This is a genomic window from Micromonospora sp. AMSO31t (assembly GCF_008868175.1).
GTDB lineage: Bacteria > Actinomycetota > Actinomycetes > Mycobacteriales > Micromonosporaceae > Micromonospora.
In genome coordinates, this window is the sequence record NZ_WBKT01000144.1 from 1 (window position 1) to 15,036 (window position 15,036).

14 protein-coding genes and 3 pseudogenes are annotated in these 15,036 nt (G+C 72.2%); 9 read left to right on the forward strand and 8 right to left on the reverse strand.

Annotated elements, in window-relative coordinates:
* The 7 genes and pseudogenes from F8274_RS32080 to polA all read left to right on the forward strand — a co-directional run.
* Positions 1-285, forward strand: a pseudogene (locus F8274_RS32080) (hypothetical protein); the annotation flags it as partial.
* 158 nt (positions 286-443) lie between these two features.
* Positions 444-1,607 carry a branched-chain amino acid ABC transporter substrate-binding protein gene (locus tag F8274_RS24415; RefSeq protein ID WP_151464706.1) on the forward strand — a complete coding sequence of 388 codons (1,164 nt, stop codon included), beginning with the start codon at positions 444-446 and terminating at the stop codon, positions 1,605-1,607.
* 95 nt (positions 1,608-1,702) lie between these two features.
* Positions 1,703-2,653, forward strand: a complete 951-nt coding sequence (locus F8274_RS24420) for a branched-chain amino acid ABC transporter permease (protein ID WP_151464707.1) — start codon at positions 1,703-1,705, stop codon at positions 2,651-2,653.
* On the forward strand, positions 2,650-3,804 hold the full coding sequence (locus F8274_RS24425; protein WP_151464708.1) for a branched-chain amino acid ABC transporter permease: 1,155 nt from the start codon (positions 2,650-2,652) through the stop codon (positions 3,802-3,804). The genes F8274_RS24420 and F8274_RS24425 overlap by 4 nt, the downstream gene beginning before the upstream one ends.
* Positions 3,797-4,717, forward strand: coding sequence for an ABC transporter ATP-binding protein (locus F8274_RS24430; RefSeq protein ID WP_192579965.1), 921 nt, complete (start codon positions 3,797-3,799; stop codon positions 4,715-4,717). The genes F8274_RS24425 and F8274_RS24430 overlap by 8 nt, the downstream gene beginning before the upstream one ends.
* On the forward strand, positions 4,707-5,417 hold the full coding sequence (locus tag F8274_RS24435; protein WP_151464709.1) for an ABC transporter ATP-binding protein: 711 nt from the start codon (positions 4,707-4,709) through the stop codon (positions 5,415-5,417). The genes F8274_RS24430 and F8274_RS24435 overlap by 11 nt, the downstream gene beginning before the upstream one ends.
* Positions 5,418-5,522: 105 nt before the next feature.
* Positions 5,523-8,222, forward strand: coding sequence for a DNA polymerase I (gene polA / locus F8274_RS24440; RefSeq protein WP_151464710.1), 2,700 nt, complete (start codon positions 5,523-5,525; stop codon positions 8,220-8,222).
* A 69-nt stretch (positions 8,223-8,291) separates the two neighbouring features.
* Here the strand turns inward: polA and F8274_RS24445 are convergent, their stop codons facing one another.
* The 7 genes and pseudogenes from F8274_RS24445 to F8274_RS24465 form a co-directional block, all read right to left on the reverse strand.
* Positions 8,292-8,756: a MerR family DNA-binding protein gene (locus F8274_RS24445; RefSeq protein WP_225853949.1), complete on the reverse strand. Its 465-nt coding sequence runs from the start codon at positions 8,754-8,756 to the stop codon at positions 8,292-8,294.
* On the reverse strand, positions 8,669-8,872 hold the full coding sequence (locus F8274_RS32385) for an SDR family oxidoreductase (protein WP_370518266.1): 204 nt from the start codon (positions 8,870-8,872) through the stop codon (positions 8,669-8,671). The genes F8274_RS24445 and F8274_RS32385 overlap by 88 nt, the downstream gene beginning before the upstream one ends.
* A 58-nt stretch (positions 8,873-8,930) precedes the next feature.
* A pseudogene (locus F8274_RS32390) lies at positions 8,931-9,242 on the reverse strand (SDR family NAD(P)-dependent oxidoreductase); the annotation flags it as partial.
* A complete protein-coding gene (locus F8274_RS32085) occupies positions 9,239-9,418 on the reverse strand; it encodes an SDR family NAD(P)-dependent oxidoreductase (protein ID WP_225853950.1) in 180 nt (59 codons plus the stop codon). The gene F8274_RS32085 and the pseudogene F8274_RS32390, both read right to left, overlap by 4 nt.
* A gap of 50 nt (positions 9,419-9,468) precedes the next feature.
* On the reverse strand, positions 9,469-9,897 hold the full coding sequence (locus tag F8274_RS24455) for a DUF3140 domain-containing protein (protein ID WP_151464711.1): 429 nt from the start codon (positions 9,895-9,897) through the stop codon (positions 9,469-9,471).
* Positions 9,884-10,102, reverse strand: a complete 219-nt coding sequence (locus tag F8274_RS24460) for a DUF2945 domain-containing protein (protein WP_151464712.1) — start codon at positions 10,100-10,102, stop codon at positions 9,884-9,886. The genes F8274_RS24455 and F8274_RS24460 overlap by 14 nt, the downstream gene beginning before the upstream one ends.
* Positions 10,103-10,143: 41 nt before the next feature.
* Positions 10,144-10,950 (reverse strand): class I SAM-dependent methyltransferase, encoded by an 807-nt coding sequence (locus F8274_RS24465; RefSeq protein WP_151464713.1) that lies wholly within the window; start codon positions 10,948-10,950, stop codon positions 10,144-10,146.
* 371 nt (positions 10,951-11,321) lie between these two features.
* Between F8274_RS24465 and rpsA the strand changes: the two genes are divergently transcribed.
* A complete protein-coding gene (gene rpsA, locus F8274_RS24470) occupies positions 11,322-12,806 on the forward strand; it encodes a 30S ribosomal protein S1 (RefSeq protein ID WP_151464714.1) in 1,485 nt (494 codons plus the stop codon).
* Between the two features lie 155 nt (positions 12,807-12,961).
* Entirely contained in the window at positions 12,962-14,140 is a 1,179-nt protein-coding gene (gene coaE / locus F8274_RS24475) for a dephospho-CoA kinase (protein WP_151464715.1), read from the forward strand.
* A 6-nt stretch (positions 14,141-14,146) separates the two neighbouring features.
* On the opposite strand, the pseudogene F8274_RS31370 reads toward coaE, so the two are convergent.
* A pseudogene (locus F8274_RS31370) lies at positions 14,147-15,036 on the reverse strand (hypothetical protein); the annotation flags it as partial.

Here is a 15,036-nt window from a genome sequence, read left to right on the forward strand (position 1 = left end):
GGTGCGGGGTGGTTCTCCGCGGACGGCGCGCGGTGGTCGCCGGTGGGCCTGCCGGTGGCGGTGCCGACGGGCGGTGACCGGTCGGTGGCGGTGGCCGCGGCGGGTGACGTGGCGTTGCTGGTGGTGGACGACGGCGGGCGGGCGGAGGTGTGGTCGGCGCGGGGTTCGTGGCGCCCCGAGTCAGCCTCTCACCAGCGGATTTCCGGTCAGTATCGGATGTCCGATTTTCCCATCGTGCGGACCCGTGTGTTACAGCACATCTGTGAATCCGGCCACTCAACGTAACGGTTAGGTCAACCCGGCTCCTCAGGTCTACCTTCACGACCCGCTGGTGGGATAACGTCCCGGCCCAGACCGGGATCGCGGTCGGTCCGGCCAACCCCTGCAAGGTCCAATTCGCGGTGGGTGGTTTCCGGGCCATCGGACGGAGGAGGGTACGAGCCGTGAGGCAGAAGCTCGCACGGGTGCTGGGTGGCGTGGCCATCGGTGCGCTCGTTTTCAGTGGCGCGGCCTGCAAGGCTGACAGTGGTAGCGACGCGGGGGGCAGCAAGGCCGCCTGCGACCTGAAGATCGGCTTCTTCGGCCCGTTGACCGGTGACGCCGCGGGTCTCGGTATCCACATGCGCAACGGCACGAAGCTGGCCATCGACCAGTACAACAAGGACAACGCGGACTGCAAGGTCCAGATCGAGGAGTACGACTCGCAGGGCGACCCGGCCAAGGCGCCGGCCCTGGCGCAGAAGGCGGTCGGCGACACCAAGGTCGTCGGCATCATCGGCCCGGCCTTCTCGGGTGAGTCCGAGGTGGGCAACCCGATCTTCGACGAGGCCGGCCTGCCGGCCATCACCCCGTCGGCGACCCGCCCGAGCCTGAGCACCAAGAACTGGAAGATCTTCCACCGGGGCGTCGGTAACGACACCTCCCAGGGCCCGGCCGCCGGTCGGTACATCAAGAACGTCCTGAAGGCCGAGAAGGTCTACGTCATCGACGACCAGTCGGCGTACGGCGCCGGCCTGGTGGACGAGGTGAAGAAGGTCATCGGCGCGGTCGCGGGCGAGGACAAGATCCAGGTCAAGCAGACCAACTTCTCCGCCCAGGTCACCAAGGTCGTGGGCAGCGGCGCGAACGTCCTCTTCTTCGGTGGCTACTACACCGAGGCCGGCCTGCTGCTCAAGCAGCTCAAGGGCGCGGGCTGGAAGGGCACGATGGTCGCCGGTGACGGTGTCAACGACGCCAACTTCATCAAGGTCGCCGGCGAGCAGGTCGCCGAGGGCACCATCCTGACCTGCCCGTGCGCCCCGGCCACCGCGGCCAAGGGCTCCTTCGTGACCGACTACAAGGCGGCCTTCGACAACGCCGAGCCGGGCACCTACGCCGACGTGTCGTACGACATCACGAAGATCATGCTCGAGGGCATCAAGGCCGGCAAGGGCACCCGGGCCGACCTGCTGAGCTTCATCAACTCCTACAACGGCACCGGCGGCGCGACCGGCGTCACCTACAAGTTCGAGTCCACCGGCGAGTTGGACCCGGCCCAGGTGAAGGTCTGGGCGTTCAAGGTGAACGCGGGCAAGGTCGTCCCCGACATCGAGATCCCCAAGGCCTGACCGGTTCGTCCGGTCCCGGCACGGGACACCAGGCGTGCGGCCGGGAGTGACTTTCTCCCGGCCGCACCGCTTGGCCGCACAGTTGGAGCCCCCACTTGAACTTCGATGAGCTGTTCGGGAACTTCCCGGCGCTGACCATCACCGGCCTGGAGCAGGGCGCGATCTACGCGCTCATCGCCCTCGGCTACACCCTGGTGTACGGCGTTCTGCGCCTGATCAACTTTGCTCACTCCGAGGTCTTCATGGTCGGTACCTTCACCGCCCTGTGGACCTGGCAGGCCCTCGGCTACAACCAGAACTCGGCCGCCCCGGCCCTCGGCCCGCTGATCCTGGCGGTGGTCGCCGGTCTGGTGGTGGCGATGGCCGCCTCGGCCGTCACCGCGGTCACGGTCGAGCTGGTCGCCTACCGGCCGCTGCGCCGCCGCAACGCGCCGCCGCTGGCCTTCCTCATCACCGCGATCGGCGCGTCGTTCGTGCTCGCCGAGTCGTTCGGCATCGGCACCCGCCGGGCCCCGTTCGGCATGCCGGACCTGCTCCCGCAGAAGACGGTCTTCACCGTCTTCGGCGCCGCGGTGACCAACGTCCAGCTGCTCATCCTCGGCGTCACGCTGATCATGATGGTCGCGCTGGACCAGTTCGTTAACCGCAGCCGCCAGGGCCGCGGCATCCGCGCGGTCGCCCAGGACGCGGACACCGCCGCGCTCATGGGTGTCAACAAGAACCGGGTCATCCTGCTGGTGTTCGTGCTCGGCGGTCTGATGGCCGGCGTGGGCGCCCTGCTGTGGGACATCCGGTTCGGCTACACCAAGTTCAACGTCGGCTTCCTGATCGGGCTCAAGGCCTTCGCGGCCGCGGTGCTCGGCGGCATCGGCAACCTGCGCGGCGCGCTGCTCGGCGGCCTGCTGCTCGGCGTGGCGGAGAACTACGCCGCCGGCCTCTTCGGCGGCGACTGGAAGGACTTCACCGGCTTCGTGCTGCTGATCGTGCTGCTGATGTTCCGGCCGACCGGTCTGCTCGGCGAATCTCTCGGGAGGGCGCGCGCATGACCGCCACCGTGGACAACAAGCGGACCGCGGGCTTCAAGAGCCGCTGGGCGGCCATGCCCAAGCAGGTCCGCTGGGCGGCGATCGCCGCGCTGGTCGTCCTGCTCTACATCCTGCCCAACAAGTGGTTCTACGAGTACCTCGGCTTCCCCATCGGCAGCGACTACTTCGCCTTCTACACGACCCGCTCGGACTTCGCCGGGGTGCTCTTCGACACCGCGGTGTTCGTCCTGCTGGCCGTCGGGCTCAACGTGGTGGTCGGTTTCGCCGGCCTGCTCGACCTGGGCTACTTCGGCTTCTACGCGCTCGGCGCGTACACGGTCGCGCTGCTCACCTCGCCGGAGAGCCGGTTCGGCACGAACTGGCCGTGGCTGGCGGCGGTGCCGCTGGCGGTGATGGTGACGATGGTCTCCGGCGTGATCCTCGGTGGCCCGACGCTGCGCCTGCGCGGTGACTACCTGGCCATCGTGACCCTCGGCTTCGCCGAGATGATCCGCCTGTACGCGGCCCGCAACGAGGGCATCCTCCAGGGCCAGCGCGGCATCCCGGGGATCCCGCACCCGCCGGGCTCCGGCACGGACGGCAAGCCGCTGTTCGGTGTGGTGGACGCCCGGCCGTACTACTGGCTGATGCTGACGCTGATCCTCGTCGTGCTGCTGCTGATCCGGAACCTGGCCAACAGCCGGGTCGGCCGGGCCTGGGTGGCGATCCGCGAGGACGAGGACGCCGCCGAGATCATGGGCGTGCCGACGTTCAAGTACAAGCTGTGGGCGTTCGCCATCGGCGCGGCCGTGGCCGGCCTGACCGGCGCGGTCTTCGCCGGCAAGCAGACGTTCATCAACTCCGACCAGTTCGTGCTGGAGAGTTCCATCCTGGTGCTGGCCGCGGTGATCCTCGGTGGCGCCGGCAACATCAAGGGCGCCATCGTCGGCGGCGCGGTCACCTGGTACCTGCCGGAGTGGCTGCGCGGCATCGGCGACCTCCTCGGGGTGGAGTTCGACGCCGCCGAGTACCGGATCCTGGTCTTCGGACTGGTGGTCATCGTCATGATGATCTTCCGGCCGCAGGGTCTGGTGCCCAACCGGCGGCGGGCGGCGGAGTTCGCCGACCGGCGCAAGGAAGCGGTTCCCCAGGAGACGGTGCCCAATGAGTGAGCCGCAGATGCACAGCGAGCGGGACGAGACCAGCGAGCGGGACATCGCCGACGACGGTCGCAGCACGGTCGGCACCCCGCCGGAGAAGGGCTCGGACACCCCGGTCGAGCCCACGCCGGGCGACACCGCCCCGGCCGGGCGGGAGCCGCTGCTGGAGGTCGACCACGTCACCCTCCGCTTCGGCGGTGTGGTCGCCCTCAACGACGTCGCCTTCACCCTGTACAAGGGTGAGATCCTCGGCCTGATCGGCCCGAACGGCGCCGGCAAGACGACCTGCTTCAACGCGATGACCGGCGTCTACCGGCCCACCGAGGGCGAGATCCGGTTCGCCGGGCAGCGGGTCAACGGCAGGCGCCGGAGCTGGATCACCAAGGCGGGCATCGCCCGGACGTTCCAGAACATCCGGCTCTTCCCGGAGATGACCGCGCTGGAGAACGTGATGGTGGGCGCGGACGCCCACCACAAGACCAGCGTGATCGCCGCGATGCTGCGGCTGCCGCGGCACTGGCGGGAGGAGCGGCAGGGCCGCGAGCGGGCGCTCGAGCTGCTGCGCTTCGTCGGCATCGAGCGCCGCGCCGGGGACCTGGCCCGCAACCTCTCGTACGGCGAGCAGCGCCGGCTGGAGATCGCCCGGGCCCTGGCCACCGAGCCGAAACTGCTCTGCCTGGACGAGCCGGCCGCCGGCTTCACCCCGGCGGAGAAGGAGGAACTGCTCGGCCTGATCCGGAAGATCCGCGACAATGGCACGACGGTGCTGCTGATCGAGCACGACATGCGACTCGTCATGGGCGTGACCGACCGGATCGTGGTGCTGGAGTTCGGCAAGAAGATCGCCGAGGGCCTGCCGGCCGAGGTCCGGGACGACCCGAAGGTGATCGCCGCGTACCTGGGGGTGCCGACCGATGCTGCTTGAGATCAACGACCTGACCCTGCTGTACGGGCGGATCCAGGCGCTGCACGGGATCAGCCTGCACGTCGACGAGGGTGAGGTGGTGGCCCTGATCGGCGCGAACGGCGCCGGCAAGACCACCACCATGCGGGCGATCTCCGGGCTGCGCCCGGTGGCCTCCGGCTCGATCGTCTTCGACGGCACCGACGTCACCCGGATGCGGGCCGACCTGCGGGTGGTCCGGGGCATCGGGCAGGCGCCCGAGGGCCGGGGCGTGTTCCCCGGGATGACCGTTGTCGAGAACCTGGAGATGGGCGCGTACACCCGCCGGGACCGGTCGGGCATCGCCGAGGACATGAAGATGGTCATGGACCTCTTCCCCCGGCTGCACGAGCGGCGCAAGCAGGCCGGTGGCACGCTCTCCGGCGGCGAGCAGCAGATGCTGGCGGTGGGCCGGGCCCTGATGGCCCGCCCGAAGCTGCTGCTGCTCGACGAGCCCTCGATGGGGCTCGCGCCGATGCTGATCCAGCAGATCTTCGAGATCATCACCCGGATCAACGAGCAGGGCACCACCATCCTGCTGGTGGAGCAGAACGCCCAGCAGGCGCTCTCCCGGGCCCACCGGGGCTACGTGCTGGAGACCGGCCGGATCGTCAAGGAGGGCACCGGCCGGGACCTGCTGCACGACCCGGCGGTGAAGGAGGCGTACCTCGGCGTCGCCTGAGGCGTAGCCCGGCGGCCGGCCGTCCCCTCGCGGGGCGGCCGGCCGCCGCCTTTCGCGGTCCCGCCGTCCGTCGGGTTGTCGGCGGTACGGACTAGAGTCGCTGCCGTGACAGCTACGACGCCGCGCCTGCTCCTCGTCGACGGACACTCCCTGGCATACCGGGCGTTCTTCGCCCTGCCGGTGGAGAACTTCTCCACCACCACGGGGCAGCCGACCAACGCCGTCTACGGCTTCACCTCGATGCTGATCAACGTGCTCCGCGACGAGCAGCCCAGCCACATCGTGGTCGCCTTCGACGTCTCCCGCCGTTCCTTCCGCACCGAGAAGTACGCGGAGTACAAGGCCGGCCGCAGCGAGACCCCGACCGACTTCAAGGGCCAGGTCAGCCTCGTCAAGGAGGTCCTCGCGGCGCTGCGCATCCCGGTGGTGGAGAAGGAGGGCTACGAGGCCGACGACGTCATCGCCACCCTCGCCTGCCAGGCCCGCGACCAGGGCATGGACGTGCTGATCACCACGGGCGACCGGGACGCGTTCCAGCTCGTCGGCGACCAGGTCACCGTGCTCTACCCGCGCAAGGGCGTCTCCGACCTGGCCCGGATGGACCCGGCCGCGGTCGAGGCGAAGTACGGCGTGGGCCCGGGGCGCTACCGCGACCTGGCCGCCCTGGTCGGCGAGACCAGCGACAACCTGCCCGGCGTCCCCGGCGTGGGCCCGAAGACCGCCGCCAAGTGGATCAACCTCTACGACGGGGTCGAGGGCGTGGTGGCCCGCGCCGACGAGATCAAGGGCAAGGCCGGCGACAGCCTGCGCGAGCGGCTGGCCGACGTGATCCGCAACTACGAGATCAACTGCCTGGTCACCGACCTGGAGCTGCCGGTGCGCCCGGAGGACGCCCGCTGGCAGGGCTGGGACCGGGAGGCCGTGCACCAGGTCTTCGACACCCTCCAGTTCCGCATCCTGCGCGACCGGCTCTACCAGTACCTGGAGGCCGTCGAGCCGGAGGCCGAGGCCGGCTTCGACCTGGCCGGGCAGGTGCTCACCGAGCCCGGCGCGCTGGCCGGCTGGCTGGCCACGCACGCCCCGGCCGGCAGCCCGGTCGGCGTGGCGGTCAAGCTCGACACCGGCCCCAACCGGCGGCACACCGCCACGGTGACCGGCATGGCCCTGGCCACCGCCGGCGGCGCGGGCGCCTGGTTCGACCCGGCCAAGCTGGCGGCCGACGACGAGGCCGCGCTGGCCGGCTGGCTCGCCGACGAGGCCCGCCCCAAGGTGCTGCACGACAGCAAGCCGGCCGTGCTGGCCTTCGCCGCGCACGGCTGGGACCTGCAGGGCATCTCCCGCGACACCCAGATCGCCGCCTACCTGGCCCGCCCCGACCAGCGCTCCTACGACCTCACCGACCTGGCGCTGCGCTACCTGCACCGGGAGCTGCGGGTCGACGTGCCGGAGAGCGGCCAGCTCACCCTCGACGGGCTCGGCGACGACGGGGCCGCCGAGCAGAATCTGATGCTCCAGGCCCGGGCCACCCTCGACCTGGCCGACGCGATCGACGCCGAGCTGTCCCGCGACGGCGAGCAGTCCGCCCGGCTGATGGCCGGCGTCGAGCTGCCGCTCATGCGGGTGCTGGCCACCATGGAGCGCACCGGCATCGCGGCCGACACCCACTACCTCTCGGAGCTGGAGGCGCACTTCGCCGCCGAGGTGAAGGCCGCCGCCCAGGGCGCCTACGCGGCGGTCGGGCGGGAGTTCAACCTGGGCTCGCCCAAGCAGCTCCAGGAGATCCTCTTCGGCGAGCTGGGCCTGCCCAAGACCAAGAAGATCAAGACCGGTTACACCACCGATGCGGACGCCCTCCAGTGGCTCTACGCGCAGAACCCGCACCCGGTGCTCGAGCACCTGCTGCGCCACCGCGACGTCGCCAAGCTCAAGATGACCGTCGACGGGCTGCTGAAGTCGGTCTCCGACGACGGCCGGATCCACACCACCTTCAACCAGACGGTGGCCGCCACCGGCCGGCTCTCCTCGACCGAGCCCAACCTGCAGAACATCCCGATCCGCACCGAGGAGGGGCGGCGGATCCGGCGCGCCTTCGTGGTCGGCGAGGGCTACGAGTGCCTGCTCACCGCCGACTACAGCCAGATCGAGATGCGGATCATGGCGCACCTGTCCTCCGACGACGCGCTGATCGAGGCGTTCAACTCCGGGCACGACTTCCACGCCGCCACCGCCTCCTCGGTCTTCACGGTCGAGGTCGACCAGGTCACCGCCGACCAGCGCCGCAAGATCAAGGCCATGAACTACGGCCTGGCGTACGGGCTGAGCGCGTTCGGCCTGTCCCAGCAGCTCGGGATCACCGCCGAGGAGGCGCGCGGGCTGATGGAGAACTACTTCGCCGGCTTCGGCGGGGTGCGCGACTACCTCCAGGAGGTGGTGGCGCGGGCCCGGCAGGACGGCTACACCTCCACCATCCTGGGCCGCCGCCGCTACCTGCCCGACCTGGTCAGCGACAACCGGCAGCGCCGGGAGATGGCCGAGCGGATGGCACTCAACGCCCCCATCCAGGGCTCCGCGGCCGACATCATCAAGGTCGCCATGCTGCACGTCGACACCGCGCTGCGCGACGCCGGGCTGCGCTCCCGGATGCTGCTCCAGGTGCACGACGAGCTGGTCTTCGAGGTCGCCCCGGGCGAGCGGGAGACCCTGGAGGCGCTGGTGCGCAAGGAGATGGGGGAGGCGCACCCGCTCTCCGTGCCGCTGGAGGTCTCCGTGGGCGAGGGCCGCGACTGGAACAGCGCCGACCACTGACACCGACGCGCCGATGGTCAGGATCCCGGACAGTTGCCGTTCGGAGCGAACGGTGACTGTCCGAGACTGCTAAAGCGCCGGACCGGTTGTCGACGAGACCCGTGGCGGGCGGGGGGCGGGGCCCGACGCCGGCGGCCGGTCGGCGTCGTCGGCGAGGGCCGCGGCCGCGTCGCGCAGGGCGGCCGCGAGCCGGTCCCGGACCGCGAGCTGGGCGGCGATCCGGGCGTCCAGCACGGCCAGCCGCTCGCGTCCCACCCGCAGCCCGGCGGGGGAGGGCGGCGCGGCGGCCACGTCCCCGTCGAGGCAGGGCAGGAAGACCCGGACGTCGTCCAGGGTCAACCCGGCGCCGAGCAGGTGCCGGATGTTGCGGACCCGGGTGACCGCCACAGCGTCGTACTCCCGGTAGCCGTTCGCCGCCCGCGCCGAGGTGATCAGGGCCCGGCCGGTCACGCGACCAGCGCCCCGCCGTCCACCGGCAGCACCACGCCGGTGACGAACGCCGCCGCCGGGTCGCAGAGCCGCAGGATCGCCCACGCTACGTCCTCGGGTCGGCCGAGCCGCCCGAGGGGCGTGTGGTCGAGCTGCCGGCGGCGTACCGCGGCGCGCTGGTCCGGGGAGAGGCCCTGGTGTTCGCCGATGGGTGTGTCGATGGCGCCCGGCTGCCACCGCCACGACCCGGACGCCGCGCGGGGCCAGCTCCACCGCCCAGCTCCGGGTCAGCGAGTCGAGGGCGGCCTTGCCCGCCGCGTACACCGAGCTGCCCGGCCAGGCGTGCTGGCCGACGGTGGTGGTGACATTGACGATCATGCCGCGGGTCGCGGCCAGCGGCTCGACCGCGGCGTGCGCCAGCCGGATCGGCGCGATCAGGTTCGTGTCGAGCTGGCGGCGGGCCGCCCGCTCGTCCAGCGCGGCGAGGGGGCCGCCGCCGGCGATTCCGGCGTTGTTGACCAGCACGTCCAGCCGGCCGTACCGGTCGAGGGCGGCGCCGACCACCCGGGCCGGCGTGTCGGCGTCGGTCACGTCGGCGGTGACCGGGGTGATCCGGGGGTCGTCGGCGGCGGTCTCCGCCAGTGGCCCGGGCCGCCGGCCACGGCGAGGACGCGGGCGCCCGCGGCGCCGAAGGCTCGGGCGGTGGCCCGGCCGATGCCGGTGCCCGCGCCGGTGACCACCACGACCCGCCGCTGTTCGTCGTTCATGTCGCCGATCGTCCGACCCTGCCGTCAGTGACAGGGCCAGGCGCCCGGCCTCAGCGGCCCGGCCCCCGGCGCTCCTTCGGCGGGGTGCCGTGCGGTTCGAGGGCCTTGCGGGACGGGCCGCCGGGCGGCGGGAGCGGCCCCTTGACCGGGTCGTGGCCCCAGTTCATGAGGGAGTACCGCCACCGCGTCCGGCGCACGTCGCCGCTGGGTCGCTGGGCCATGTGCCGCCGGACGTACCCGACGACCTTGCGCATGTGCTTGTAGTCGGCCGCGGTGAGCTGGTCGCGCTTGCGGCGCAGCAGGTCGATGATCCGCCGGCCGGACTCGTGGCCCACCGATTCGCCGCCCCGGGTGCCCTTGCGCCAGCCGACGTGCTTGGACTCGTCGGTCTCCAGCCACTTCTGCAGTTCGCCCGGCTTCATGTTCACCGCGTCGGTGAACTCCCGGTACGTCTGCTGCGGGTCGTCACCTCGGTTCATGGCGCAGCACCTCCGGTCGGTGGGCGACGTCCCGGCCCGAGTCGTCGTTGCGGATCCGGTACTGCGGCTCCTCCGGCGAGGCGTTCACGGCGTGCCCGCGCACGTGCGTGCGGTCGACGAGCTTCTCCTTGACCACGCCGTACGCCCGGCCGCTGTGGCTGGCCCAGGAGACGTGGTCACCGCTGCGGAACTCCTTCTCGGCCATGCACTCGGCGTACCCGGGCCTGGTGAGCGGAAACGACGCCCTCAGCCGACGGCCGGCTTCTCCGCCACGAAGATCGCGGTGCCGGGGAAGAGTCGGCCGCGCAGCGGGCTCCACTGCCCCCAGATCCCCTCGTGTCCCGCCGGCCACTCCGGTTCCACGAGGTCCAGCAGGCGGAAGCCGGCACCGACCAGTTCCCGGATCCGGTCGCCGAGTGTGCGGTGCTGCTCGACGTACGTGGCCATGCCGTGCTCGTCCTGCTCGACGTAGGGGGAGCGGTCGAAGTAGGAGTGCACGGCGGTCAGCCCGCCCTCGCCCGGGTCGTCCAGGAAGATCCAGCGCATCGGGTGGGTGACCGAGAAGACCCACCGGCCGCCCGGGCGCAGCACCCGCGCCACCTCGCGCATCGCCGCCGCCGAGTCGTCCACGAACGGGATCGCGCCGAACGCCGTGCACACGGTGTCGAAGGCGGCGTCGGCGAACGGCAGGGCGAGGGCGTCGGCCTGCACGAGCGGCACGCGTACCCCGGTGCGGGCGGCGGCCTCGGCGGCGTGCCGCAACATGCCCGCGGACAGGTCCAGGGCGACCGGCCGGGCGCCCTGCGTGGCGAGCCAGCGGGCGGCGGCGGCCGCGCCGCAGCCGAGTTCCAGGATGCGGCGGCCGGTCACCTCGCCGAGCAGCCGGGCGTCGGCCTCGCGCAGCCCCTCCGGGCACCAGACGAAGTCCACCTCGCCGAGGAACGCGCCGTGCTCGGCCTGGTAGGCGTCGGCATCGGCGTCCCACCAGCCCCGGTTGGCGCGGCGCACCTCGCCGGCGCCCACCCGGCGCCGGGTCACCCTGTCGTCGTCCACCCGCCCACGCTAGGCCCCGGGGCGCCGGCTGCGGCGGGCGGGCCGCTCCCCGACGGCGCTGTGGCGGGTGGGACAGATGTGACGGACGAGACAGCTGTGGCACCTTACCGCGCGAAATCTCCGCTTTCGCAGCTGACGAGCCCGAGGAGACCTGGGAGGGCTTGCACGCTGTGGTAATGCAGCGGGTAGGCTAGACGATGCGCTCGCGGATCGTGTGCCTCGGCAGGGAGCAGGTGCGCGGTCACCGGAGCCACTAATGATCTTCTCATGGCGATCGTTCGGTGTGCCCGGCGACGGATCCGCTGGCGCGGACAGGTCACCGCGACGCCACGCCTGCTGTGACAACCCATCCGACCGGAGCAACCGCCCACATGACGAGCAGCATCGAGGCCCCCTCGAGCGCCAACAAGGTCACGCACGACGATCTCGGTTCCGAGGAAGCTTTCCTCGCCGCGATCGACGAGACCATCAAGTACTTCAACGACGGCGACATTGTCGAAGGCACCGTCGTCAAGGTCGATCGGGACGAGGTCCTGCTCGACATCGGCTACAAGACCGAGGGCGTCATCCCCTCTCGGGAGTTGTCGATCAAGCACGACGTGGACCCCGCCGAGGTCGTCTCGGTCGGTGACCACATCGAGGCCCTTGTCCTCCAGAAGGAGGACAAGGAGGGGCGTCTGATCCTCTCCAAGAAGCGGGCGCAGTACGAGCGGGCCTGGGGCACGATCGAGAAGATCAAGGACGAGGACGGCGTCGTCCGCGGCTCGGTCATCGAGGTCGTCAAGGGTGGTCTCATCCTCGACATCGGCCTGCGCGGCTTCCTGCCCGCCTCGCTCGTCGAGATGCGGCGGGTCCGTGACCTGCAGCCGTACGTCGGCCGTGAGCTCGAAGCCAAGATCATCGAGCTGGACAAGAACCGCAACAACGTGGTCCTGTCCCGCCGGGCCTGGCTCGAGCAGACGCAGTCCGAGGTGCGCACCGAGTTCCTCAACAAGCTGCAGAAGGGCCAGGTCCGCAAGGGCGTCGTGTCCTCGATCGTCAACTTCGGCGCGTTCGTCGACCTGGGCGGCGTGGACGGCCTGGTGCACGTCTCCGAGCTCTCCTGGAAGCACATCGACCACCCGTCCGAGGTCGTCGAGGTTGGCCAGGAGGTCGAGGTCGAGGTCCTGGACGTCGACCTGGACCGCGAGCGGGTCTCGCTGTCGCTGAAGGCGACCCAGGAGGACCCGTGGCGTCAGTTCGCCCGCACCCACGCGATCCAGCAGATCGTGCCGGGTAAGGTCACCAAGCTCGTGCCGTTCGGCGCCTTCGTCCGGGTGGACGACGGCATCGAGGGCCTGGTCCACATCTCCGAGCTGGCCGAGCGCCACGTGGAGATCCCGGAGCAGGTCGTGCAGGTCGGCTCCGAGGTCATGGTCAAGGTCATCGACATCGACCTGGAGCGCCGCCGGATCTCGCTGTCGCTCAAGCAGGCCAACGAGGGCTTCGTCGAGGGCGAGGAGCACTTCGACCCGACCCTCTACGGCATGGCCGCGACCTACGACGACCAGGGCAACTACATCTACCCGGAGGGCTTCGACCCGGAGACGGGCGAGTGGCTCGAGGGCTACGACAAGCAGCGCGAGACCTGGGAGCAGCAGTACGCCGAGGCGCGTCAGCGCTGGGAGGCCCACACCAAGCAGGTGCAGACCTCCCGGGCCGCCGACGCCGAGGCCGCTGCCAACCCGGCCCCGGCCGTCACCGGCACCACCACCTCGACCTCGGCCCCGAGCCGTCAGGCCGAGGAGCCGGCCGGCACGCTGGCCACCGACGAGGCGCTCGCCGCGCTGCGGGAGAAGCTCGCCGGCGGCAAGTGACCCGGTGACGACCACGGCTCGGCACGTCCGAGCCTGGCGCAGTCGCTGACGGGCCCCGTCCCCGCGATCCGGTTCCACCGGGTCGCCGGGGGCGGGGCCCTCGCCATGTCCGGGGCAGGTTGGCACCGCAGACGGCGATCGGGTTGACTGTCCCGGTGCTGAGGGTGGGGTTGACCGGTGGGATCGGGTCCGGCAAGAGCGCGGTGTCCAGCCGGCTGGCCGCGCACGGCGCGGTGGTCGTCGACGCGGACCGGATCGCCCGCGAGGTGGTCGCCCCGGGCAGCGAGGGCCTCGCCGAGATCGTGGCGACCTTCTCCGACACGGTCCTCGACGCTGACGGGGTGCTGGACCGGGCCGCCCTGGGCGCCGTGGTCTTCGGCGACGAGGCCGCCCGCCGCCGGCTGGAGGCGATCACCCATCCCCGGGTCCGCGCCCGCACCGCCGCGCTGGTCGCCGCGGCGCCCCCCGACGCCGTCGTGGTCAACGACGTGCCGCTGCTGGTCGAGGTGGGGCTCGCGCCCACGTACCACCTGGTGCTCGTGGTGCAGGCGGCCGTGACCACCCGGCTGGAACGGCTGGCCCGCGGCCGCGGCATGGACCGCGCCGAGGCCGAGCGGCGGATCGCCGCGCAGGCCGACGACGCGCGCCGCGCGGCGGCGGCCGACGTGCTGCTCGGCAACGACGGCACGCTGGCCGACCTGCACGCCGCCGTGGACGCCCTCTGGCAGGGGCGACTGCTGCCCTACGAGCGCAACGTGCGGGAACGCCTCGCCGTGCGGCCCGAGCAGGTGGTGCTCACCGAACCCGACCCGACCTGGCCCCAGCAGTACGCCCGGCTGGCCGCCCGCATCCGGCACGCCGCCGGCGCCGACCTGCGGATCGACCACATCGGCTCCACGGCCGTGCCCGGGCTGGCCGCCAAGGACGTCATCGACATCCAGCTCACCGTGCCGTCGCTCGCGGAGGCGGACGGTCCGCTCGCCGACCGGCTCGCCGACGCCGGCTTCCCCCGGCTGCCCGGCGAGTGGTGGGACAACCCCCGTCCGCCCGGCAGCCGCCGCGGGGCGAAGCGGTTGCACGGCAGCGCCGACCCGGGCCGCCCGGTGCACCTGCACCTGCGGGTGGCCGACTCGCCCGGCTGGCGGTACGCGTTGCTGATGCGCGACCACCTGCGCGCCGACCCGGAGCAGCGGTCGGCGTACCTGCAGGTCAAGCGGGAGCTGGCCGCCTCGGCGCCGGACAGCGCCACCTACGGCACGCCGAAGGACCCCTGGTCTGACGAGGAGCACCTGCGGGCCGAGGAGTGGGCCGCGCGGACCGGCTGGCGGCCCTGAGCCGGCTCAGGGGCGTTTCGCCGGCGGGCTGACCGTCCGCTCGGCGCCGGGCAGCGCCGGCACCCGCCCGGGCGCGAGGTCCAGCCGGATCCAGACGCCCTGCCCGGTCCGCAGCTCCAGCCGGCGCGGCAGCCCGCCCCGGTCGAGCCACCAGCGCAGGCCGCCGCGTACCTCGATGACGTCCACCGTCCGGTCCGCCACCCGGTCGTCGCGGATCCGGACCACCGCGGCGGCCGTGCCGCCACCTCGCAGCGCGGTGTCCAGCAGCCGTTCCACGTCGTCGCGGGGCGGTCGCCCGGCCACCCGGACCAGGCCGTCCGGCGCGGGCAGCGGCGGGGCCGCCGGACCGCCCGCCGGCATCACGAGCCGGGCCACGCCTCCCGGGCGCGCCCGCAGCAGCGTCCGGCGTCCCGGGTCGTCGCCCTCCATCGAGAGGTACGCGGCCGAGCCCGCCCAGCTCACCCACCCGGTGCCGCGCAGGTCGGCGGACGGGGCGGACAGGGTCAGGCCGGCTCCACCGGCCGCTCGCAGCCGGGCGGGCAGCCGGGCCAGCCGGTCGGCCTCGGCGTCGGTGAGCGCCCGGGGCAGCCCGGGACGCCCGCCGAGCGCGTCCACCGGGCGCAGCGTGGGACGGTCGGTGCGGGCCAGCTCGACGGTCACCGCGGTCCCGTCCGGCAGCTGCCCGGCCAGCCGGTGCAGCCGGGCGTCCCGGTCGACCCAGAGGCGGGGTTGCCGGTCCCGCGGGGTGCTCGGGCGGGCGGCCGGCCGGAGGGCGGCGAGCGGGGCCTGGAAGACGTCCACCGGTACCCCGTGGACGGTCTCCCCGCGCAGCCAGCGGGCCTCGGGTTCGGCCGCGTCGACCCGGGCGGCGCCGAGCCCGAGCAGCAGGTCCCGCA